General features: G+C 37.0%; 2 protein-coding genes and 2 pseudogenes. 2 read left to right on the forward strand and 2 right to left on the reverse strand.

Annotation, left to right across the window (positions count from 1 at the left end; translation table 11 throughout):
- Nucleotides 1–187: pseudogene (locus tag BM086_RS20365) on the reverse strand (PD-(D/E)XK nuclease family transposase); the annotation flags it as partial.
- Between the two features lie 325 nt (nt 188–512).
- Here BM086_RS20365 and BM086_RS21205 point away from each other — a divergent pair.
- Both BM086_RS21205 and BM086_RS20370 read left to right on the forward strand, forming a co-directional pair.
- Nucleotides 513–665: a hypothetical protein gene (locus tag BM086_RS21205; RefSeq protein ID WP_175560409.1), complete on the forward strand. Its 153-nt coding sequence runs from the start codon at nt 513–515 to the stop codon at nt 663–665.
- Nucleotides 666–763: 98 nt separating this feature from the next.
- Entirely contained in the window at nt 764–1120 is a 357-nt protein-coding gene (locus BM086_RS20370; RefSeq protein WP_304528463.1) for a helix-turn-helix domain-containing protein, read from the forward strand.
- Between the two features lie 158 nt (nt 1121–1278).
- Here the strand turns inward: BM086_RS20370 and BM086_RS20375 are convergent.
- Nucleotides 1279–1604, reverse strand: a pseudogene (locus BM086_RS20375) (hypothetical protein); the annotation flags it as partial.

The following is a 1604-nucleotide window of genomic DNA, read 5'->3' on the forward strand; positions in this document are numbered from 1 at the left end:
TAAAATAAGGGTCGTAGAGCATTTTTATTCCTTTTGCTCCTGTGCAGATTTGCAGGAATTCTTTTTGCTGATATTCAGTCCAGGAAGTGAAGAGAACAAAAAGTTCTGGTTTTGAGCAGATTTCTGCCAGGATTTCTTTTTCGGTCTTTAGAACCGGAAAGAATTGTTTTAATAAATTATTTGTCATTAATTAATTCCTTTCTGTTGTTACTGTTGTGGATTTGTTAGGCTGTGCAAGTGGTAAGTTTTTTGTGATTTGAGAAAAAAACGGGAAGCGGTTTTCGACAAATGAAAAATAGTTTGCCACTCACAAATACTTGCCGATTAAAGGCATAGCAGCCGGAAATATAGAAGTAACAGATATTTTTGATGGCTCAGAAATGAGCAACAAATCTAGGTTATCATAAAATTCTTAAGATTTACCGTCGAAAATTCTTAATGTTTTCTTAATGTTTAAATTTTTTTATTAGTAAATTCATATTTTGGTGCGTGTGTAGTGAGGTATTTATCATATGCAAAGAAAAACTATTGAACAAGGAAATATGACGCTTCAGGAGATGCTGAGGCAGTTTCGGAAGGATGCTGGGAAATATGAGAAGGATATGTTAATGATCAGACAGAAATGCGCACTATGCTGCGCATTTCGTGAGAATATGATTCAGTAGTGAGCGCATTCCTCGCCGCAGGCGAATTGGAATGAATGCGCGAATTAGTTACTGAAGCGAGCTGAAAGCGAGTGAACAGTGACTAAGATATAGCGAAGCTGATAAGAGTAAAAAGCGGCACGTATTCTGCATATGAAACGGGGAGGATAGTGCCTTCTGCGGATAAGCTCTATGCGCTTGCCAAGTATTATGATATTAGTGCGGATATGTTGTTATCCAAGCTGATTAATGAAGATAATCTTACTTATAGCAAGCAGACGTCTATTGGAGATAATAATGGGAATAGCAATGATGGTGGTATTGTATATGGCGATTCCTGTGAAAAAGCGTCGGAGCTTCAGAAGGTAAGAGATGATAACAAGCAGCTTGATGAGCTTGCTTACTATTACAAGAACCTCACGATGAGCCAGAAGAAAGTGGTTTATGATCTGGCTAAAACATTGTATTCTGGTTGAGTCAATCAAAAAATGAGGAATGTTGTGAATAGCAAGTGTTTTGGAGGGAATTTAGGACTGTGTTACCTTTTACATAAAAGACGTTGAAGACTAAAGAGCATGCTCTAGAGAAATTGTATCTAGGGCATGCTCTTTTACTTTTAAATATTCAATTATTATTATGTTTGCTTTTTGTATGCTTCGAGTTCAGCTGTGAGCTGGGCGATAATTTTTTCATTGGTAGAGATGGTATTGTCTTTATCGGCGAGGGCTTTGTCTTTATCAGCAATAGATTTGTCTTTGTTGGCAATTGTCGTGTATGCAGTATCAAGCTCTTCCTTAGTAGTATCAAGCTCTTCCTTAGTAGTATCAAGTTCCTCCTTAGTAGAATCAAGCTCTTCCTTAGTGGAATCAAGCTCTTCCTGAAGTTCATCAATCATGTATTTTACGGTATTACGATCAAGGATTTGAAGTTCTTTTGAAAACATTTCCATACCCCTTTCTA

The sequence above is a fragment of the Butyrivibrio sp. YAB3001 genome, from assembly GCF_900112195.1.
Lineage (GTDB): Bacteria > Bacillota > Clostridia > Lachnospirales > Lachnospiraceae > Butyrivibrio.